Annotated in this window: 17 protein-coding genes and 1 pseudogene; 2 read left to right on the top strand and 16 right to left on the bottom strand. The window is 69.1% G+C overall.

Annotated features, from left to right (window positions below; all coding sequences use genetic code 11):
• Positions 1-4 precede the first annotated feature (4 nt).
• Positions 5-1,813 carry a bifunctional isocitrate dehydrogenase kinase/phosphatase gene (gene aceK / locus RD110_RS23220; RefSeq protein WP_076202352.1) on the top strand — a complete coding sequence of 603 codons (1,809 nt, stop codon included), beginning with the start codon at positions 5-7 and terminating at the stop codon, positions 1,811-1,813.
• Positions 1,810-3,006, top strand: coding sequence for an acetyl-CoA C-acyltransferase (locus RD110_RS23215; RefSeq protein WP_076202349.1), 1,197 nt, complete (start codon positions 1,810-1,812; stop codon positions 3,004-3,006). The genes aceK and RD110_RS23215 overlap by 4 nt, the downstream gene beginning before the upstream one ends.
• A 28-nt stretch (positions 3,007-3,034) precedes the next feature.
• Here the strand turns inward: RD110_RS23215 and RD110_RS23210 are convergent, their stop codons facing one another.
• The 16 genes and pseudogenes from RD110_RS23210 to RD110_RS23135 all read right to left on the bottom strand — a co-directional run bounded on the left by RD110_RS23210 (position 3,035) and on the right by RD110_RS23135 (position 20,307).
• On the bottom strand, positions 3,035-3,736 hold the full coding sequence (locus RD110_RS23210; RefSeq protein ID WP_076202346.1) for a TetR/AcrR family transcriptional regulator: 702 nt from the start codon (positions 3,734-3,736) through the stop codon (positions 3,035-3,037).
• An 11-nt stretch (positions 3,737-3,747) separates the two neighbouring features.
• A complete protein-coding gene (locus RD110_RS23205) occupies positions 3,748-4,440 on the bottom strand; it encodes an isochorismatase family protein (protein WP_076202344.1) in 693 nt (230 codons plus the stop codon).
• Positions 4,441-4,463: 23 nt separating this feature from the next.
• A complete protein-coding gene (locus RD110_RS23200; protein ID WP_076202342.1) occupies positions 4,464-5,672 on the bottom strand; it encodes an ABC transporter substrate-binding protein in 1,209 nt (402 codons plus the stop codon).
• Between the two features lie 41 nt (positions 5,673-5,713).
• Positions 5,714-6,748 carry a branched-chain amino acid ABC transporter permease gene (locus RD110_RS23195; RefSeq protein ID WP_239467106.1) on the bottom strand — a complete coding sequence of 345 codons (1,035 nt, stop codon included), beginning with the start codon at positions 6,746-6,748 and terminating at the stop codon, positions 5,714-5,716.
• A gap of 3 nt (positions 6,749-6,751) precedes the next feature.
• Positions 6,752-7,624 carry a branched-chain amino acid ABC transporter permease gene (locus RD110_RS23190; protein ID WP_076202340.1) on the bottom strand — a complete coding sequence of 291 codons (873 nt, stop codon included), beginning with the start codon at positions 7,622-7,624 and terminating at the stop codon, positions 6,752-6,754.
• 34 nt (positions 7,625-7,658) lie between these two features.
• Positions 7,659-8,375: an ABC transporter ATP-binding protein gene (locus tag RD110_RS23185; RefSeq protein WP_076202338.1), complete on the bottom strand. Its 717-nt coding sequence runs from the start codon at positions 8,373-8,375 to the stop codon at positions 7,659-7,661.
• The gene (locus tag RD110_RS23180; protein ID WP_076202335.1) at positions 8,372-9,190 is read right to left on the bottom strand and encodes an ABC transporter ATP-binding protein; all 819 of its coding nucleotides are present in this window, start codon (positions 9,188-9,190) and stop codon (positions 8,372-8,374) included. Before RD110_RS23180 ends, RD110_RS23185 begins: the two co-directional genes overlap by 4 nt.
• Before the next feature lie 24 nt (positions 9,191-9,214).
• A complete protein-coding gene (bioD, locus tag RD110_RS23175) occupies positions 9,215-10,021 on the bottom strand; it encodes a dethiobiotin synthase (protein WP_076202332.1) in 807 nt (268 codons plus the stop codon).
• Positions 10,018-11,235, bottom strand: a complete 1,218-nt coding sequence (bioF, locus tag RD110_RS23170; RefSeq protein ID WP_076205543.1) for an 8-amino-7-oxononanoate synthase — start codon at positions 11,233-11,235, stop codon at positions 10,018-10,020. Before bioF ends, bioD begins: the two co-directional genes overlap by 4 nt.
• Entirely contained in the window at positions 11,201-12,589 is a 1,389-nt protein-coding gene (bioA, locus tag RD110_RS28270; RefSeq protein WP_076205541.1) for an adenosylmethionine--8-amino-7-oxononanoate transaminase, read from the bottom strand. The genes bioF and bioA overlap by 35 nt, the downstream gene beginning before the upstream one ends.
• A gap of 165 nt (positions 12,590-12,754) precedes the next feature.
• Positions 12,755-13,405: pseudogene (locus RD110_RS28705) on the bottom strand (cytochrome P450); the annotation flags it as partial.
• 485 nt (positions 13,406-13,890) lie between these two features.
• The gene (gene bioB / locus RD110_RS23155; RefSeq protein ID WP_076202329.1) at positions 13,891-14,889 is read right to left on the bottom strand and encodes a biotin synthase BioB; all 999 of its coding nucleotides are present in this window, start codon (positions 14,887-14,889) and stop codon (positions 13,891-13,893) included.
• 31 nt (positions 14,890-14,920) lie between these two features.
• Positions 14,921-15,919, bottom strand: a complete 999-nt coding sequence (locus RD110_RS23150) for a hydroxymethylglutaryl-CoA lyase (RefSeq protein WP_076202326.1) — start codon at positions 15,917-15,919, stop codon at positions 14,921-14,923.
• 10 nt (positions 15,920-15,929) lie between these two features.
• A complete protein-coding gene (locus tag RD110_RS23145; RefSeq protein ID WP_076202324.1) occupies positions 15,930-16,673 on the bottom strand; it encodes an enoyl-CoA hydratase/isomerase family protein in 744 nt (247 codons plus the stop codon).
• 38 nt (positions 16,674-16,711) lie between these two features.
• Positions 16,712-18,685: an acetyl/propionyl/methylcrotonyl-CoA carboxylase subunit alpha gene (locus RD110_RS23140; protein ID WP_275425857.1), complete on the bottom strand. Its 1,974-nt coding sequence runs from the start codon at positions 18,683-18,685 to the stop codon at positions 16,712-16,714.
• Positions 18,682-20,307: an acyl-CoA carboxylase subunit beta gene (locus tag RD110_RS23135; protein ID WP_076202319.1), complete on the bottom strand. Its 1,626-nt coding sequence runs from the start codon at positions 20,305-20,307 to the stop codon at positions 18,682-18,684. The genes RD110_RS23140 and RD110_RS23135 overlap by 4 nt, the downstream gene beginning before the upstream one ends.
• Between the last annotated feature and the right edge of the window lie 92 nt (positions 20,308-20,399).

Here is a 20,399-nt window from a genome sequence, read left to right as displayed (position 1 = left end):
CACCATGTTCCCCCAGCGCCTCGATTCCCCGCTGGCCTACGACATCGCCCGCGCGATGCTGGACGGCTTCAACCGGCACTACCGGCTGTTCCGCGCGGAATCGGCGCGTGCCAAACACCGCTTCGAGACGGCGGACTGGCGCGGCCAGCAGCGCGCGCAGCGCGAACGCATCGAGTTCTACGACCTGCGTGTCAAGGAATGCGTGATGCGGCTGGCCAAGGAGTTCAAGGCGGGCGAACAGGCCATGGACGTATGGCAGCAGGTCAAGCTGCACTACATCGGGCTGCTGGTCGACCACCACCAGCCCGAGTTGGCCGAGACCTTCTTCAACTCGGTCACGACCAAGATCCTGCACCGCAGCTACTTCCACAACGACTTCATCTTCGTGCGGCCTGCGGTCAGCACCGAATACATCGAGGTCGGCATCGGCGGGGCGAACCAGCGCCCGACCTACCGCGCCTACTACCCCACACCCGGCACCTTCGACGCGGTGCTGGTGCAGATGGTCAATGACTTCGACCTGCAGCGCGTGTTCGACGACCTGCCGCGCGACGCCGCGCGTGTGCGCCAGTTGCTGCAGGCCTGGCTCGGCGACGCACCGTTGCGCGCCAATTTCCAGATCCAGATGCTCGCCACACCCTTCTTCCGCAACAAGGGTGCCTACCTGTGCGGCAAGCTGATCAACGGGTTCTCGGCGCATCCGTTCGCGCTGCCGGTGCTGCACGGTGCGAACGGCCGCCTCGCCATCGACGCCGTGCTGATCGGCGAAGACGACATGCTCATGCTGTTCAGCTTCGCGCGGGCGTATTTCATGGTCGACATGGAGATTCCGTCGGCCTACGTGCAGTTCCTGCGCAGCATGATGCCCAGGAAACCGCGCAATGAGATCTACAACGCGCTCGGCCTGGCCAAGCAGGGCAAGACGCTGTTCTACCGCGACCTGCTGCAGCACCTGAACCATTCGAGCGACCGCTTCCGCATCGCCCCGGGCATCAAGGGCATGGTGATGCTGGTGTTCGACCTGCCGTCGTTCCCCTACGTGTTCAAGCTGATCAAGGACCATTTCCCGCCGCAGAAGGAGACCACGCGCGAACAGGTGAAGGGCAAGTACCTGCTGGTCAAGCAGCACGACCGCGTGGGCCGCATGGCCGACACGCTCGAATACAGCGAGGTGGCGTTGCCACGCGAGCGATTCGACGACGAGCTCATTGCCGAGATCGAGAAGTTCGCGCCGAGCCAGATCGAGATCGGCGACGGCCGCGGCGAGGTGGTGCTCAAGCATGTCTACATCGAGCGGCGCATGATCCCGTTGAACCTGTACCTGCAGGAAGCCTTCGACGCCGGCGCCGACAGCCCGCGCGGCCGTGCACAGATCGAGAGTGCGGTGGTCGAATACGGCAACGCCATCAAGGACCTGGTGGCCGCCAACATCTTCCCCGGCGATATGTTGTGGAAGAACTTCGGCGTGGCCCGCCACGGCAAGGTCGTGTTCTACGACTACGACGAGATCGAATACCTCACCGACTGCAACTTCCGCAGCGTGCCCTTGCCGCGCAACGAGGAAGAGGAAATGAGCGGCGAAGTCTGGTACCGCGTCGGCCCGAAGGACGTGTTCCCCGAAACCTTCGCACCCTTCCTGCTCGGCCACCCCGCGGTGCGCGAAGTCTTCATGCGGCACCATGCCGACCTGCTGGCGCGCGACTTCTGGCAGGCGCAGAAGGAGCGCATCCAGGCCGGCTGCGTGCACGACGTTTTCCCCTACGCGCAGCACAAGCGCTTCAATCAGATTTTCACCTCGAAGGAGACACCATGAGCAGCAAAACAGTCAAAGACCCGGTGGTATTCGTCGGCGCCGCGCGCACGCCCATGGGCGGCTTCCAGGGCGATTTCGCTAGCCTGGCCGCGCACGACCTCGGCGGCGCCGCGATCAAGGCGGCGATGGCGCGCTCGGGCCTGGCGCCGGAACTCGTCGGCGAGGTCCTGTTCGGCAACTGCCTGATGGCCGGCCAGGGCCAGGCGCCGGCGCGGCAGGCCGCGTTCAAGGGCGGCTTGCCGCAGGGCGCGGGCGCGGTCACGCTGTCGAAGATGTGCGGCTCCGGCATGAAGGCCGCGATGCTGGCGCACGACATGCTGCTGGCCGGCAGCTTCGAGGTGATGGTGGCCGGCGGCATGGAGAGCATGACCAATGCGCCACATCTGCTGCCCAAGGGCCGCAGCGGCATCCGCATCGGCCATGGCCAGATCTTCGACCACATGATGCTCGACGGCCTGGAAGACGCCTACGAGGCCGGGCGCTCCATGGGCACCTTCGGCGAGGACTGCGCCGCCAAATACAGCTTCAGCCGCGAGGCGCAGGACAGCTTCGCCACCGCCAGCGTGCGCCGCGCGCAGGCTGCCACCGAATCGGGCGCCTTCGCCCAGGAAATCGTGCCGGTGGCGGTGAAGGGCCGTGCCGGCGAGGTGCTGGTGTCCATCGACGAAGGCCCGGGCAAGATCAAACTCGACAAGATCCCCACGCTCAAGCCCGCGTTCAAGAAGGACGGCACCATCACCGCCGCATCGAGCTCGTCGATCAACGACGGCGCCGCCGCGCTGGTGATGACATTGGCTTCCACCGCCGAACGCCTCGGCGCCAGGCCGCTGGCCCGCATCGTCGGCCACACCACCCATGCGCAGGCGCCGAACTGGTTCGCCACCGCCCCCGTCGGCGCGGTGCAGAAATTGCTCGCCAAGACCGGGTGGGCCGTGGCCGATGTCGACCTCTGGGAGATCAACGAGGCCTTCGCCGTGGTGCCGATGGCGCTGATGGCCGAGCTGTCGCTGTCGCACGAGATCGTGAACGTCAACGGCGGCGCCTGCGCGCTGGGTCACCCGATCGGCGCGAGCGGTGCGCGCATCCTGGTCACCTTGATCCACGCGCTGCAGGCCAGAGGTCTGAAGCGCGGTGTCGCCACCCTGTGCATCGGCGGCGGGGAGGCTACGGCGATGGCGGTCGAACTGGTGTGAGAACGAGAGCCCAGCGGGCTCCCCGCGTTCAGGCGGGTTCTGACTGGGCAGACGGCAGCTCGCTCCACAACCGCACGACGAGGCCCAGGATGTCGTCGAAACTCACCGGGCGCTTGCTGTAGATGGCATGGATCGCTAAACCTCGCACCATCGCCAGCAACATGCGGCGGAAGGTGAAGAGGTCTTTTTCGGGGATCTGCTGGTCGGCGAAGATCTCGGTCCAGTTCTTGTCGCGCTGCGAGTCAATGGACTGCATCAGCCGGTCGATGCGGTCGACGAGGTCGACGTCCTGCACCGAGCCGATCCAGATCAGCAGCACGGCGCGGTATTCCGGGCTCTGGTAGACATGCCAGTAGCGCAGCGCGATGGCGCGCAGGCGCTCGTCCGGCGATGCGAGCCGGATGCTTTCGAGTTCGATCTGGCCCACGAGGTCGTGCGACAGGTGCTGCACCATCTGCAGCATCAGGTTCTGCACCGTGCCGAACTGGTGCTGGAACGCGCCACGCGACACGTTCGCCCGCTTGGCAATCAGCAGCGAGGTGGTCTTGGAGAAACCGACCTCGTTGAGCACCGCCACGCCGGCTTCGATCAGCTTGGCGCGCGTCTCGCCGGTGCGCTCTTCCTGCGAGCGGCGCCGTCGCGGCGCCGCGGCGGTGGAACTGGTGGCGGTGCTGGTGGAAGTATCTTTCTGGGCCCGCGGCTTGCGCGGGGGCGTGGCGGAGTCGACCATGTGAAACGCTTTCAAACCCCCTTCGGGGTGCGGACCAATTGGATGAGTTCATCGGTGGAGCGCACATCGGCGAACCACAGCAGCATATTGCCCAAGGTCGCATTGTGTTCGGCGTCGCTGCGCGCAGCGTTGGCGTCCGAGACGAAATGCACCTTGTAGTTGAGCATCATCGCATCACGTGCGGTCGATTCGCAGCAGACGTTGGTGATCGTACCGGTGACGATCACGGTGTCGATGCCGCGGCTCTGCAGCCGTTCGTGCAGATCGGAGGAGCCCTGGATCAGCGCGCTGAAGCGTGTCTTGTCGACCACGTCGTCTTCCGGCCGGGTCTGCAGCGCAGGGTAGAGCGCGTGGCCCTCCCCGCCGGGCACCAGGGCGGCATTGAGCGCCTGGCCCCAGCCTGCCGCCGCGAACTCCAGGAAACGCGGCCACGGCTGGCCCGCCGCCGGGCCGCCATGCGTGTGGCGCACCCACACCACGTGGCCGCCGGCCTCGCGCAGCGTGCCGGCAAGGCGGTTGACGTTGTCGACAATGGCCCGCGCCTGCGCCAGTTCGCCGGGCTGGCCCGGCGCCATGAAGCCGTTTTGCAGGTCGATCACCAGCAGCGCCGTGCGCGACGGCTCCAGATGGTCGAAGACCTGCAGCGCGCCACGGCGTGCAATCGCGCGGTCGATGGCGTCCTGGGGAATTTGGATCTTGTGCATGGAGCCGTCCTGGGTCGCGTGGTTCAGCGTGTGCCGATGACGTCGCCGAACAGTTGCCAGGCCTTGCCGTCAAAGCTGGCCAGCTGCATGGAGCGCAGTGCGGTGCGTTTTTCAGGCGTGGTCTTGACGAGGATGCCGGGCAGCACCATCGGCAGAGCCAGGTTGTCGATGCTGGTGGCCTGGCGCATGAGATTCTCGCGCGACAGGTCGTCGCCGCACTGCTTGAGCACGTGGGCGAGCGTCTGCGCCGCGGAGTAGCCGAAGACGTTGAGCGTGTCGTACACGTTGTCGCCGGGCATGTACTTCTTCATGAACTCCAGGTAGTCCTTCATGCCGGCGTCGTTGGCCCAACGCTTGTCGGAGGGGTCCTTGAGGTAGGCCACCGAGATGATGCCCACCGACTTGTCCAGTCCGGCCGGCTCGAGCACCGCGCCGACCGACGAGGCCAGGCTGTTGAGGTATTGCACCGGCTTCCAGCCGATGTCGTAGGCCTTGCGGATTGCCTGCGCCGCGAACTTCTGCGTGGTGATGCTGAAGAAGACGTCGGCGCCTGCGCCCTTGAAGGAGACGATCTGCGAGTCGATGGTCGGGTCGCTGACCTCATAGGACTTTTCGGCAACGATCAGCGAGGCCTTGTCGCCCAGTTCGTCCTTGAAGCCCTTGAGCGCGTCCTTGCCGTAGTCGTCGTTCTGGTAGAGCACCGCGATCTTCGCGTCGGGGCGGCTCGCCAGGATGTGCTTGGCGTAGATGCGGGCCTCGGTCTGGTTGCTCGGCTGCCAGCTCGTGGTGAACGGATGCGCCTTGCCGTCGGCCCACTTCGAATCGCCCGAGATGGCGAACAGGTTGGGGACCTGCTTGGCGTTGACGTATTTCTCGATCGCGGTGTTCGATGCCGTGCCCAGGTTCTGGAACAGTGCCAGCACCTCGTCGCGCTCCACCAGGCGGCGCACCTGCTCGATGGTCTTGGGCGGGCTGTAGCTGTCGTCCAGGCTGATCAGCGTGACCTTGCGGCCGTTGATGCCGCCGCGCTCGTTCAGCATCTTGAAATAGGCCTGCTCGGCTCGGCCGTATTGGCCGTAGGCGGACACGGGGCCGCTGTAGGCCATGGTCTGGCCCAGGCGGATCTCGGTCTTGGTCACGCCCGGCGTGGGCTCGGCGGCCATTGCCGGCCCGGCGCTGAGCACGCCGGCCGCACACAGCAGCGCGATCTGGAATTTCCGGATGGATTTCATGATGCTCCTCTTTCTCTCTTGGTTGGGTAACGGGTTGCGGGTCAGTGGCGCGCCGGCTGTGCCGGCCGGCGCGCGCGAAGCAGGACGCCGGCGAGGCCGCGCGGCGCCAGGAAGGTGAATCCGATCAGCACCACGCCGTAGATGGCCCATGGCGCGCCCTCCGAAATGGAAGCGGCGAAGTTCGGGACGAACTGGATGAAGACCGCGCCCAGGATGGCGCCGGGGATGGTGGCCACGCCGCCCACCACGATCCCGACCAGGAACGAGATGGACAGGAAGATCGTGAAGCTCTCCGGCGACACGAACTGCACCGCGATCGCGCCCAGTGCGCCGGCGACACCGGTGAACATGGCGCTGACGCCGAACGCGAGCGACTTGTACAGCGAGGTGTTCACGCCCATCGTGGCGGCCGCGATCGGATGGTCGCGCACCGCCATCAGCGCGCGGCCGATCCGCCCGCGCAGCAGATTCCAGCCCAGCAGGAACATCAGGGCCGCGATCGCCAGCGTGAAGAAATAGAGCCACTGGTCGGCGTTGACCGGCAGGCCGAACGGCGCGTCCGGCTTGGTCAGGATGATGCCGTGCACGCCGCCGGTCCAGCCCTCGAACTTCTTGAACTTCAGCAGCTGCGGCAGCGCGACGCCCAGGGCATAGGTGGCCAGCGCCAGGTAGAGCCCGGCCAGCCGCAGCGCCGGCAGGCCGAACAGGAAGCCGACCACCAGGCACACGGCGCCTGCGGCGGGCAGCGTGAGCCAGTAGGACACGTTCCACTGGTCCATCAGGATCGCGGCCACGTAGGCGCCCATGGCGTAGAACGCACCATGGCCGATCGAGATCTGGCCGTTGTAGCCGGTCAGGATGTTCAGGCCCAGCAGCGCGATCGCATAGACCATGACCATGGTGCACTGGAACAGCAGGTAGTTGCTGGCGAAAAACGGCGCGACCAGTACGACTGCGGCGAGGCCGGCCGCGCCCGCCACGCGGCCGGCAGGCCATGCGCGGGCGGGACCGGTGGACGCAGCGGGTGCAGCGGGTGCAGCGGATGAGAGGGGGGTGGAAGTAGCTTGGTTCATCATGGCTCAGACCTTTGTCACGTGTCGCGTTCCCAGCAGGCCGGACGGCCTGATCACCAGCACGCCGACGATCAGCAGCAGCGCGACGGTGAGCTTGAGTTCGGTGCCGATCAGGTAGGTGCCGACCAGGTTCTCCAGCACGCCCACGATGAGGCCGCCGATCACCGCGCCCAGCGGGCTGTCGATGCCGCCCACCAGCGCGGCGGCCAAGGCATAGAGCAGCACGCCGGACATCATGTTGGGGTCCAGGTACAGCACGGGTGCGACCATCATCCCGGCAACCGCGCCGATGGCCGAGGCCAGGCCCCAACCGAGCGCGAGCATCCAGCCGACCCGGATGCCCACCAGGCGGCTGGACACCGGGTTCTGCGCTGCCGCGCGCATGGCCAGGCCCAGCGAAGTGAAGCGGAAGAAGCAGAACAGCAGCAACAGCACGGCCAGCGTGACGCCGACGGTGCCCAGTTCGTGCGACGAGACATAGGTCTGGCCGAACGGCGGCCGGTCCGGGAACGGGCTCGGGAAGGACTTGATGGTGTAGGTGAAGAGCCAGCCCGCGACGCTGTTGAAGATGACGAGCAGGCCGATGAACACGGTCACCATCGACAGCACCGGCACGTTGCCAAGGGGGCGCAGCAGCAGGTGCTGCACGCCCGCGCCCAGCACGAAGGCGAAGGCCACGGTCAGCACGAAGGCCGCCCAGTAGGGGATGCCGGCGTGGATCAGCGCCCAGGCGATGTAGGTGCTGAACATCGCCATCTCGCCCTGCGAGAAATTGACGTTGCCGGTGGCCTGGTAGATCATGACCAGGGCCAGCGCCATGCTGGCATAGATGCCGCCGGTGGCGAAGCCGGCGACGGTCTGGTGGATGAGAGTCTCCATCTTGTCCTCTTTGGTGAATGGGTGCTTGTGCGCTTCAGTAGCCCAGGTAGGCCTTGCGCACGTTGTCGTCCTGCTTGATGTCCTCGGCCCGGCCCGCGAGCACGATGCGGCCGGTCTCCATCAGGTAGGCGTGGGTGGCGAACTCCAGGGTCAGCGCCGCGTTCTGCTCGACCAGCAGGATGGTGGTCTTCTCCGTGCGGTTGATGCGGCGGATCAGTTCGAAGATCTCGCGAACCACCATCGGCGCCAGGCCGAACGACGGCTCGTCCATCAGCAGCAGCTTGGGCCGCAGCATCAGCGCGCGCGAGATGGCCAGCATCTGCTGTTCGCCGCCCGACAGCGTGCCGGCCTGTTGCGCCCGGCGTTCCTTCAAGCGCGGGAAATAGCCGTACATCTTCTCCATGTCCTCGGCCACCGCCGCGCGGTCGCGGCGGATGTAGGCGCCCAGGCGCAGGTTCTCGTCCACCGACAGGCCGGCAAAGGTGCCGCGGCCGTCGGGCACGTGGGCGATGCCCCGGCGTGCCACGGACTCGGGGCTGCTCCCGTCCATCGGTTCGCCCTCGAACTGGATGCTGCCCTCGGTGCGGATCATCTGCGACAGCGCGCGCAGGGTGCTGGTCTTGCCGGCGCCGTTGGCGCCGAGCAGCGTGGTGATCTCGCCCTTGCGCAGGCGGAAGTCCACGTCGTGAAGCACCTGGAAAGGTCCATAGAAGGCCGACAGGCCCTTCACGGTCAAAAGATGGTCGCTCATGGCGTGCTCCCCAAGTAGGCTGCAATCACATCCGGGTGCCGTTGCACCTCCTGCGGTGTCCCGGCGGCGAGGCGGCGCCCGAAGTCGAGCGCGACCACCGCGTCCGAAACGCCCATCACCAGTCCCATGTGGTGTTCGACCAGCAGCACCGTCACACCCAGGCCCTGGCGGATGTTCAGGATGACGCGGCCGAGTGCGTCGACCTCCTCGTGGTTCAGCCCCGCGGCCGGTTCGTCCAGCAGCAGCAGGCGCGGCTTGTTCATCAGTGCGCGCGCCAGTTCGATGCGCTTGCGGGTACCGAAGGGCAACTGACCGGCCGGTGCGTGCATCACGTCGTTCAGTTCCAGGAAGCCGATGAGCTCGGTGGCGCGCTCTGTCAGCTCGAGTTCCTCCCGGCGCACGTGCGGCAGGCGCAGCGCGTTGGCCGCGAAGCCGCTGGAGGTCGTGCAGTGGCCGCCGATCTTCACGTTCTCCAGCACCGTCATGGAATCGAACAGCGCGAGGTTCTGGAAGGTGCGTGCGATGCCCAGGCCGGCGATGCGGTGGGTGGGCACCGAGCGCAGCGACTGCCCGTTGAAGCTGATGTCGCCCGACTGCCAGGCGTACAGGCGCGACAGGCAGTTGAAGAGCGTGGTCTTGCCGGCGCCATTGGGGCCGATCAGCCCGGTCACGTGGCCGGCGTGCACGTCGAACGACACGCCGTCCAGGGCCACGATGCTGCCGAAGCGCACGCAGACGTCCCTGACCGTGAGCAGCGGAGGGCCGGCAACCGCCGGCGCGGCCGGCGGAGCGGGGTGGAGATGATGGGTCTTCATAATGACAGTTATATTAACATTCAATCATGATTGATTGTAAATTTCAGGGGGAGTAGAAACCCTTGTTTCGGGCATGGCGGGCAGCGGCGAAGCTGCCATCTCGAACACTGTCCGCAGTGCCGGCTCATCCAGCCAGACGAGCAGATCGGCGGGCGCTGCGCTGTCGAGCCGGGGCACCACGCCCAGGCATGGCGCGCCGTGGCGCTCCATCGCCTCGAACAGGAAGCCGAGGTTGTCGCCAGCGTGCGGCATGGCGGGGTCGATGGTGTTCCCGATCCAGCCGGCCAGTCGCAGGCCGCGCGCGGCCACCGCCTCGGCGCTCAGCAGCGCATGGTTGAGGCAACCCAGCCGAAGGCCGACCACCAGCACGACCGGCAGGCCCAGGTCCGCAGCGAGATCGCCACCGTCGAAATCCTCGCCCAGCGGCACGCGGAAGCCGCCAGCGCCTTCGATCACCAGCCGGTCGGCACGGGCGGCCAGCCGGTGGGCGCCGGCCAGTAGCGCGGCGCGCGCGATGCGCCGGCCTTCCAGCGCCGCCGCGATGTGCGGCGCGCAGGCCGCCGCGAACTGGCACGGGCCGACCTCGGCATCGGTCAACGGCACGCCGCTGGCGTGGCGCAGGGCGCGCACGTCTGGGTTGATCCAGGTGCCGTCCAGCCATTCCATGCCTGCGGCCACCGGCTTGTAGCCGGCGCCGCGCCAGCCCTGCGTGGCCAGCCAGTGCAGCAAAGCCGCGCTGACGCGTGTCTTGCCCACGTCGGTATCGGTGCCGGTGACGAAACACCCGCGCAGGGCGTCCGCCCGGCCGCGTTCGCGCGCGCAGCCGTTCACGACGGTCTCCCTGCGGCCAGCGCCAGACCGCTGGTCAGGGCCCGCACGTCCTCTTCAGCGTGCGCGGCGCTGAGCGTGATGCGCAAGCGGGCGGTGTTCGCGGGCACGGTGGGTGGCCGGATCGCAGGCACCCACAGGCCCTGCCGCTCCAGAGAGGCCGCCAGTGCCAGCGCCATGTTGTTGCTGCCGACCACCAATGGCTGGATCGGCGTGTCCGACGCCGCCAGGCGCCATCCCAGCCGCGGCGTCTCCCGCGTCAGCGCGCCCAACTCCGCGCGCAGGATCGCGGTCCAGCGCCGCAGCCGGGCACGCCGGGCGTCGCCTTCGGGGCCGGCGATCAGCTGCAGGCTGGTACACACCGCATGTGCGATCGCCGGCATCGCCGCCGTGGTGTAGATGTAGGGGCGAGCGGCCTGCACCAGCCAGTCGATCACCACCGGATGCGCCGCCACGAAGGCGCCAGCCAGGCCCGCGGCCTTGCCGAGCGTGCCCATGTAGACCAGGCGTTCGCTGCGCAGGCCGAAATGCGCCAGGCTGCCGCCGCCGTGTTCGCCCAGCACACCGAAACCGTGGGCATCGTCGACCACCAGCCAGGCATCGTGCGCCTCGGCCAGCGCCAGCAGTTCCGGCAGGTCGGCCAGGTCGCCATCCATGCTGAACACCGCGTCCGTCACGATCAGCTTGATCGGCGTGCGGCACTGCGCCAGCTGGCCTGCCAAAAGGTCGAGCCGGCCATGCGGGTAGCGCTGCAGCGACGCCTTGGCGAGCAGGGCTCCATCGATCAGCGAAGCGTGGTTGAGCTTGTCCGCGAAGATCGAGGCCTGGCCGTCGCCCAGCGCGGTGAGCAGCGCCAGATTGGCCAGGTAGCCGGTGGCGAAGCTCAGCGTGCGGGCCCCGGGGATGTGGGGCGACAGCCAGCCGGCCAGCGCTTCTTCCATCTGCTCATGCGCGAGCGAGTGGCCGCTGACCAGGTGCGAGGCGCCGCTGCCCGCGCCGAAGCGGCGCGCGCCTTCGGCCAGCGCGTCGACCAGCGCCGGGTGATTGGCCAAGCCGAGATAGTCGTTGCTGCAGAAGGACAGCATGGGACGGGCCGGCGCATGCGCGGCGCCCGTCTGCCGGTGGGGCGCGCAGGGTGATTGCGCGATGCGCCGCTGCCGGCGCAGGCTCTGGGTGTCCAGCTCACGCAGTCGCCGGCTCAGGTGTTGGATCAGCATGGGTGTTCTCCTTGTGGGCCACGGCATCGAGGGTCTGCATCACCCGCCCCGCCAGCCACTGCGCCAGCGTGTCGTCGAGCAGATAGGGCGGCATCAGGTAGACGGTGTGCCCGATCGGGCGGATCAGCAGTTCGCGTTCGCGCCCGGCGTGGTGGAAGCGTTCGGCGAAGCGTTCGCCTGCCCAGTCCGCGCGCACGTCGAAAGCCCAGATCATTCCGTGCTGGCGGAAATGGCGGACCCGCGGGTCCGCGCGCAACGGTGCCAGCGCTGCGCTCAGGGCCGCGGCGCGGTGCGCATTGCGCCGCAGCACGTCGTCCTCCACGAAGCGGTCGAGCACCGCCAGCGCCGCGCGGCAGGCCATGGCGTTGCCGGTGTACGAGTGGGAATGCAGGAAGCCGTGTGCCACGTCCTCGGCCAGGAAGGCCGCGTACACCGTGTCGCGCGTCATCACCAGCGACAGCGGCAACACGCCGCCACTGATGCCCTTGGACAGACACAGGAAGTCGGGCCAGATACCGGCCTGCTCGCAGGCGAAGAAGCTGCCGGTGCGGCCACAGCCGACGGCGATCTCGTCGGCGATGAGGCTCACGCCGTAGCGGTCGCACAAGGTGCGTACCCGCCGCAGGTAGGCCGTGTCGTGCATGGCCATGCCCGAGGCGCATTGCACCAGCGGTTCGACGATCAGCGCCGCGATGTGCGCGTGGCGCGACGCGAAGAGGGCCTCCAGTTCGGCGGCGGCGCGGTTGGCCACGCCGGCGGCCGACTCGCCCGGCTGCGCCTGCCGCGCATCGGGCGACATGACCTGGTGCACCCGCATCAGCAGCGGATCGTAGGCGTCGCGGAACACCGGCACATCGGTGACGGCCAGCGCGCCCAGCGTCTCCCCGTGGTAGCCGCGGCGCAGGCAGACGAATTCGCGCTTTTCGGGATGCCCGCGCTTGCGCCAGTGGTGAAAGCTCATCTTCAGCGCGATCTCCACCGCCGAGGCTCCATCGCTGGCGAAGAAGCAGTGGCCGAGCACGCCGCCGGTCAGTGCCGAGAGGCGCTCGGCGAGCTCCACGGCCGGCGCATGCGTGCACCCGGCCAGCATCACATGCGGCAGGCGGTCGAGCTGATCCTTCAGCGCCGCGTTGATGCGCGCGTCGGCGTGGCCGAACAGGTTGACCCACCAGGAACTGGTGGCATCGAAGTAGCGCCGGCGTTCGTGGTCGAACAGCCACGGGCCCTCACCACGCGCGATCGGCAGCGGGGGCAGGGCCGCTGCGCGTTGCATCTGGGTGCAGGGGTGCCAGACGCTGCGCAGGCTGCGCCGCTGCCACCCCGCGTTGGCGCCCTCTGGATCGGCGCCGGGCACCGACCGGCGTGCGGGCGCCTGGGCCGCGGGCGTGGCGGGGTGAGGACCGGTGGTCACCGGGGGCGCGCTGCAGCGCACCGGCAACGCGTCCAGGCCGCGGTACACCGCGTTGCCGTTCCAGCGCGCAGCACCTTCGGCAAGTTCCAGGTCGGGATACCGCCGCAACAGCCGGTCGAACACGATCTCGGCCTCCATGAGCGCCAGGCCGGCACCGATGCACACGTGGGGGCCGGCGCCGAACGACAGCAGGCCGCCGCCTCGGCGCGCCAGGTCCAGCCGATCGGGGCTCGCGTACCGCGCCGGATCGCGGTTGGCCGAGCCGATGAGCGCGATGACCAGTTCGCCCCGGCGCAAGGGCTGGCCGTGCAGCATCAGGTCGGCGGCCACACGGCGGCCGGTGTATTGCACCGGGCTGTCGAAGCGCAGCAGTTCGCGCACGGCGCCCGGGAGCAGGCCGGGCTCCTCGCGCAGCCGCCGCCAGGCGGCGCCGTCGGCGAGCAGCGCGCGCAGGCCGTTGCCCAGCAGATTGCGCGTGGTCTCATGCCCGGCGAACAGCAGCATCGCGCACTGCGACAGCAGTTCCGCGCCGCCGTGGATGGCGCCGCTGGCTTGCGCACGCAGCAGCTGGCTGGGCAGGTCGTCGCCCTCCGCGTGACGGCGCTCGGCCACGACGCGACGGAAGTAGGCGCTCATCTCCAGCAAGCTGGTGCGTGCGCTGCGCGCCTGTGCCAGCGATGGCGCCGGGGCACCGATGAACGTGGCGAGATCCTCCGACCAGTCCGTGAAGTCGAGCAGGTCGGTGGACGGGATGCCCATCAGCATCGCCATCACTTCGACCGGCAGTGGGCGGGCCACGGCGTCGATGAAATCGAAACCCGCGCCGGCATCCACGGCATCGAGCAGGGCGTCCACGCGTTGGGCGATGGCCGGTGCGCGCGCGAGCAGCTGGTCGGCGCGAAAGCCTGCGTTGAGCACGCCGCGGATACGGCCGTGGTCCGGTGCATCGAGGAACAGCAGCGCCCGCGCGAAGAGGGCCTGGAAGTCCCGCAGTTCCGTGCGCGCCGCCGGGCTTTGCATCACCCATCCGCCGGTGCGCTGTGCGGAGAACCGCACCGTGTCGCGCAGTACCATGTCCACGTCGGCGTGCCGCGTGAGCAGCCATGCGCCGCCGAAGAACTCTTCGCTCCAGTGCAGCGGACCGGCCTCGCGCAGCTCGGTGTAGGTGGCGTAGGGGTCGGCGCGGAACGCATCGTCGACCAGGAGGCGGCCCAGCGTGCGGGACGCCGGCCTCGGCGGGGCTTTCATTGCGCCGCCCGTGCCTTCAGCCCCAGCCGGGCGAACAAGGCCCGGTCGCGTTCGGCCTGGGGGTTGTCCGTGGTCAGCAGCTTGTCGCCGTAGAAGATCGAATTGGCGCCGGCGGCGAAGCACAGGGCCTGCAGCGCGTCGTCCATCTGCTCGCGCCCCGCCGACAGGCGCACCATGGCCGTCGGCATGGTGATGCGCGCGACGGCGATGGTGCGCACGAACTCGAAGGGATCGATCGGCGCGGCGTCGGCCAGCGGCGTGCCGGGCACGGGCACCAGGTTGTTGATCGGCACCGACTCGGGCCAGGGCGTGAGGTTGGCCAGCTGGGCGACCAGGGCCGCGCGCTGCGCGCGGCTTTCGCCCATGCCGACGATGCCGCCGCAGCACACGTTCAGGCCGGCATCGCGCACGTGCTCCAGCGTGTCCAGCCGCTCCAGGTAGGTGCGCGTGCCGATGATGTTGCCGTAGAAATCGGGCGCGCTGTCCAGGTTGTGGTTGTAGTAGTCGAGACCCGCCTCCTTCAGGCTGCGGGCCTGTTGCGCGTCAAGCATGCCCAGCGTCACGCAGGTCTCCAGGCCCAGGCCCCGCACCTCGCGCACCATCTCGGCCACCTTCTCCATGTCGCGCGCCTTCGGACTGCGCCAGGCCGCGCCCATGCAGAACCGCGTGGCGCCGCTGTCCTTGGCCGCCTGCGCGGCCGCCACCACCTCGGGCAGCGCCATCAGCTTGCCGGCCTTCAACCCCGTGGGATGGTGCGCGGACTGCGGGCAATAGCCGCAATCCTCCTCGCAGCCGCCGGTCTTGATCGACAGCAGCGTCGACAGCTGCACTTCGTTGGCATCGAAATGCTCGTGGTGGACCTGCTGGGCGCGCCGCAGCAGTTCCATGAACGGCAGCGCGAACAGTGCCTCGACATCGGCGACGTTCCAGCGGGCCGCCGCGCGGGGCGCCTTGCGGCCGAGGGTGGACAGGAGAACGGCGGTGGTGGTGCCCATGGCGTCTTTCTGAAGAGATGGAAGAAGGGGCTCAGCGCACCGTCTCGGGCGCGCTGGCGTGTCCGATGAGTGGGCTCAGGCCGGTGCGCGTGACATGGCCGAGCAAGGGGCGGTTCAGCGCCTTCTCGCAGAGCTCGGCGGTCTCCAGCAGGCTGTCCAGGTCGATGCCGGTGCGCACACCCTGGGCCTCGAACAGGTTGACCAGGTCTTCGGTGCAGACGTTGCCGGTGTAGCCTCCGCCGTAGGTGATGGTGGCCGGGTGGCCGCCCACGCCGCCGAAGGCCGCATCGAAGTGGCGCACGCCGGCCTCGTAGGCCGCCAGGCAATTGACCAGGCCGGTGCCGCGCGAGTCGTGGAAGTGCGCCACCAGCGTCACCCCCGGCACCTCGGCGGCGATCTGGCCGACCAGCGCATGGATGGCGCGCGGTGTCGCCATGCCGGTGGTGTCGCCGAGTGCCACCATGGTCACGCCCAGGCGGGCAAAGGCCTCCACGTCCCGCACGACCTGCTGCGGATCGACACGGCCCTCGAAGGGGCAGCCGAAGGCCACCGAGACGGTGCCGACGATGCGAAAGCCGTCGCCGGCGAGTTCGCGCATCTGGCGTACGTTGTCCCACTGCGCCGCACGGCTGCGCTTGAGGTTGCGTTGCGAATGCGATTCCGAGGCCGAGACGAGGAAGCTGATCTCGTTGGCGCCGAAGCCGAGCTGGCGGTCGGCCGTGGCGCGCTCCACGGCGCGCGGGTTGGCGCAGGTGGCCTTGTAATAGGCGCCGGCGCGCCGAGGCAGTTGCTGCAGCAGCGCGCTGGCGTCCTGGAACTGCGGCACCAGGCTCGGGTTCGAATAGGAGGTGGCCTCCACCCGCTCGAAACCGATGGCGGCGAAGCGGTCGATCAGCGCGGCCTTTTGCGGTGTCGGGATGAAGGCCGGTTCGTGCTGCAGGCCGTCCCGCGCGAAGCATTCACAGAGTACGACGTCGCGCGGGCGCGGGGCGGCGCCCGTGGCGGCGTCCGCATGGATGGGGTTCGACATGGCGGTCCTTTCAGTGCGTGGCGGGCTGCGCCTTGCGAAAGCTGCGCATGAGCATGTTGGTGTCGCGGCCGGCCTGCAGCGCCTCGGCCAGCGGCAGGTCGCAGACGCGGTAGAAGAGCCGTTTGGTGGTGGCCATCGCCAGCGGCGACCAGGCGGCCATGCCGGACGCCACAACGACGGCGGCCTCCACGACCTGCTCCGCGGGCACGGCTTCCAACGCCAGCCCGAGGCGCGCGGCCTCCGTTCCCTGCAGCGTGCGCTCGGTGGCGAGCAGCGCGAACGCCTGCTTGCGCCCGAGCTGGCGCACCAGGTTGGCCATCACCACCGCAGCCACGATGCCGTGGCGCAGTTCCGGATAACCCAGGCGCATGTTCTCGGCCGCCACCATCAGGTCGCAGGCCAGCGCCAGGCCGGCGCCGCCGCCGAGGGCATTGCCCTGCACCGCGGCCACCACCGGCTTGTCGATGGCCGTGAACGCTGCATGCAGCCGGGTCGTCAGGTCGGCGCGGTCCAGTGCGAGCTGGGGGTCGTCGGCCGCGAGCGCGCTGAATTCGCTGGTGTCGGCACCGGCGCAGAAGCTGCGGCCCGCGCCCGCCAGCACGATGGCGCGGCATTCGCCGTCGTGGTTCGCGCTATGCAAGGCCTCCAGCAATGCGCGGGTCAGCGCCGTGTTCAGCGCGTTGTGCTTGGCAGGCCGGTTGAGTGTGAGGATGCGCACGCCGTCGGCGCGGTCCTCGGTCAGTAGTTCGTTCATCTTGGGTCCTTCGGAAAAATCGGCCGATGCCGGGCCGCTCAGGGCGCCGGCTCCATTTCGACCAGCACGCGCCCCGTCGCCACGGAGTCGCCCACGGCCACCAGCACCGCGCGCACCACGCCATTGGCGGCGGCCACGTGCATGTGTTCCATCTTCATGGCCTCCACGGTGAGCAGGGGTGCGCCGGCCTCGACCACCGCACCCGGTGCCACCAGGACCGAGGCGACGCGCCCGTTGGACAGCGCACGCACGCGGCCGTCCGCGGCCGCATCGCCGGCGGGTGCGGCGGGGGCGTGGGTGACGTCGGTGAAGGACGCGGCCAGTCCGGCCCACTGCACGTGCACGCGGCCCTCCACCACCTGCCACAGCAGTGGACGGTCCACGCCCGCATAGGTGAAGACGGCCTGCGGCGCTTCGCGCAAGCGCAGCGCCAGCGTGTGCTCGTGCTCGCCGCTCACCACCTGGAAGCTGCCGTGTTCGCCGCCCGATACGCGCACCTCGTGGGTGGCGCCGGCGTCGTCACGCAGCAGCAGGGTCGACGGCGCGGCGCGGCTTGGGTTAGCGGCACCGGCCTGGCACAGCACCAGCGCGGCCAGCGCCAGCGCCAGCGGTGGGGCGGCTGGCACCGCGAGCGCCGCCTGGTGGCGCTGCAGGAAACCGGTGTCGACGCCACCGGCGGCGAAGTCGGGATGCTCCAGGAAGCGGACCAGCGATTGCCGGTTGGTCTTCACGCCGAACACGACGGTCTCGGCCAGGGCCTTGACCAGCTTGCGCCGGGCTTCCTCGCGGTCGCGGCCGTGCGCGATCAGCTTGGCGAACATCGAGTCGTAGTAGGGCGGGATCTCCATGCCCGAGGCCACGGCATGCTCCACGCGGATGCCGGCCGGCGCGCGGAACAGGTCGATGCGGCCGCTCTGCGGCATGAAGCCGCGTGTCTCGTCTTCCGCGCACAGGCGCACCTCGATGGCGTGGCCCGTGAAGCCGATGTCGGCCTGGGTGATGCCCAGGGGCTCGCCCATGGCCACCCGCAGCTGCCAGGCCACCAGGTCGACCCCGGCGATGGCCTCGGTCACCGGATGCTCCACCTGCAGCCGGGTGTTCATCTCCATGAAGTAGAACCGTTCGCCACCCTCGACCAGGAACTCGAAGGTGCCCACGCCTTCGTAGCCCAGCTTGACCGCCGCGGACACGGCGGCCTCGCCGAGCCGATCGCGCAGCCCGGCGGGCAGGCCCGGTGCCGGCGCTTCCTCGATGACCTTCTGGTGGCGGCGCTGGACCGAGCAGTCGCGTTCGCCGAAATGCACGCCCTGGCCGTAACGGTCGACCAGCACCTGGATCTCAATGTGGCGCGGCTCGCGCACCACGCGTTCGATCAGCATGCGTTCGTCGCCGAAGGCATTGCGGGCCTCCGAGCGCGCCGACTCCAGTGCCGGCCCGAAGTCGCGCGCCGACTCGACCACCCGCATGCCGCGCCCGCCGCCGCCGGCGGTGGCCTTCACCAGCGCGGGGTAGCCGATGCGCTCGGCCTCCGCGGCCAGCGTGGCGGCACTCTGGTCGTCGCCGTCGTAGCCCGGGATGCAGGGCAGTCCGGCCTCGCGCATGAAGCGCTTGGCCCGCGCCTTGTCGCCCATGGCGTCGATGGCGCGCGGCGATGGACCGACGAAGACCAGCCCGGCCTGCGTGCAGGCCTCGGCGAAGGCCGCGTTTTCCGAAAGGAAGCCGTAGCCCGGATGCACGGCATCGGCACCGGTGGCCGCGGCAGCGCGCAGCAGGGCGCTGATGTCGAGGTACGACGCCGAGGGGGCCGCGCCGCCGATGCACACGGCCTGGTCGGCATAGGCCACGTGCGCCGCGTCGCGGTCCGCCGTCGAGTAGACGGCGACCGTCTGGATGCCCATGGCGCGCGCCGTGCGCATGATGCGCAGCGCGATCTCGCCACGGTTGGCCACCAGCAGGTTGCGGATGGAGCGCACGGCCGGTGCGCCCGAGGGGGTTGTCGATGAAGTGTTCACGGTCTTGCCACGCCGAATTGGATGGGATGGGGCTGGCGCTGCGCCGCGTCGGCACAGACATCCAGGGCGAGCGCGAGCACCGCGCGGGTGTCGCGGGGATCGATGACGCCGTCGTCCAGCAGCAGCGCGCTGGTGGCGAACACGTCCATCTGCCGCTCGAAGTTGGCCCGCACCTGCGCGTCCAGGGCTTCGAGCCGGGCTTCGTCGACGGTGCCGTGCTTGCGCTGCAGCGTCGTGCGCTGGACGTTGACCATGGTCTGCGCCGCCTGCTCGGCGCCCATCACCGCGGTCTTGGCGTTGGGCCAGGAGAAGCAGAACCGCGGCAGGAAACCGCGCCCGCACATCGCATAGTTGCCCGCGCCGAAGGAGGCGCCGCAGTACAGCGTGATCTGCGGCACGGTGGCGTTGGTGATGGCCTGGATCATCTTGGCGCCGTGTTTGATGCTGCCGCCCTCCTCGAAAGCGCGGCCCACCATGAAGCCGGTGATGTTGTTCAGGTACAGCAGCGGCGTGCCCGACTGGCAGCAGGCCTGGATGAAGTGCGTGGCCTTGGCGGCGCCGGCGGGCTCGATCGGGCCGTTGTTGGTGATCACGCCGACGGCGAAGCCTTCGATGCGTGCGTGCCCGCAGACCGTGGCCGCGCCGTAGAGTGCGCCGAATTCGCGGAAGTCCGAGCCGTCGACGATGCGGGCGATGACCTCGCGCATGTCCACCGGCCGGCGGTGATCCTCGGGCATCACGCCCAGCAGCTCCTCGGCGTCGTAGCGCGGCGGCACGATCTCACCGCGGCTGATGGTGCGCTGATGCCGGTTCCAGTCGAGCGAGCCCACGATCTCGCGGGCGATGCGCAACGCATCGCGGTCGTCTTCGGCCAGGTAGTCGGCCAGTCCGGATACGCGTGCGTGCATTTCCGCGCCGCCGAGTTCCTCCTCGGTCGCGACCTCGCCGGTGGCGGCCTTGAGCAGCGACGGGCCGGCCAGGAAGGCGCGGGAGCGTCCGCGCACCATCACGATGTAGTCGGACAGGCCGGTCTGGTAGGCGCCGCCGGCCGTCGAGGGGCCGTGCGTCACGGTCACCACCGGCAGCCCCGCCGCGGACAGCCGGGCCAGGTTGCGGAACTTCTGGCCGCCGAGCACGAAGTTCTCCACGCGGTAGTTCAGCAGGTTGGCGCCAGCGCTTTCCACCAGTTGGACGAAGGGCAGCTTGTTTTCGAGCGCGATTTCCTGGATGCGCAGCAGCTTTTCGAGCCCACGCGGCTGGAACGCGCCCGCGTCGATGCCCGAGTCCGACACGCACACCATGCAGCGTGCGCCCGAGACCCAGCCGATGCCGGCGATGAGGCCGCCGCCGGCGATGGCGCGGCCGTCCGGACGCGGGCTGCCCAGGCCGTAGCCGGCCAGCGTGCTCAGGGGCAGGAAGGGCCGGCCGCGGTCCAGCAGCAGCGCCAGGCGCTCGGAGGGCAGCAGTTGGCCGCGTTTGCGAAAGCGCGGGCCGGCCGCATCGGAGGCCTCGCGGGTGGTGCGTTCGATTTCGCGCAGCCGGGCCAATTGCGCCAGCATCGCGGCGCGGCTGCGGGCGAAGGCCGGTGCGTTCGTGGCCAATGTGGTTTCGATCAGAGCCATTGCGGGTCTCCGGTAGGGCGGGTGCGCTGGGCCGCGGGGCGGTGGGCGCAAACCTGGTGGGACAACATGGGGAACACTCCTGTGGTGAAGAT

It is taken from the genome of Rhodoferax koreense (assembly GCF_001955695.1).
Taxonomy (GTDB): Bacteria; Pseudomonadota; Gammaproteobacteria; order Burkholderiales; family Burkholderiaceae_C; genus Rhodoferax_B; species Rhodoferax_B koreensis.
Note: the sequence above shows the minus strand (reverse complement) of the source record. Positions and strands in the feature narration are given on the sequence as shown.